The following is a 275-nucleotide window of genomic DNA, read 5'->3' as shown; positions in this document are numbered from 1 at the left end:
GGGCTCTGACTTCTTGTAAGCACACGGTTTCAGGTTCTATTTCACTCCCCTCCCGGGGTGCTTTTCACCTTTCCCTCACGGTACTGCTTCACTATCGGTCGCTAGGGAGTATTTAGCCTTACCAGATGGTCCTGGCAGATTCATACGGGGTTTCACGTGCCCCGCACTACTCGGGATCCGTCTCGGAGGGTTCACATTTTCGACTACAGGGCTTTTACCTTCTATGGCCGGCCTTTCCAGACCTGTTCAACTAATCTAAACCTTTGTAACTCCAT

Annotated in this window: 1 rRNA gene; it reads right to left on the bottom strand. The window is 51.3% G+C overall.

Features of this window, described 5'->3' with window-relative positions:
• A 23S ribosomal RNA gene (locus CHH75_RS24565) occupies positions 1-275 on the bottom strand; the annotation flags it as partial.

The sequence above is a fragment of the Paenibacillus sp. 7541 genome, from assembly GCF_002276395.1.
GTDB lineage: Bacteria > Bacillota > Bacilli > Paenibacillales > Paenibacillaceae > Paenibacillus_AQ > Paenibacillus_AQ campinasensis.
Note: the sequence above shows the minus strand (reverse complement) of the source record. Positions and strands in the feature narration are given on the sequence as shown.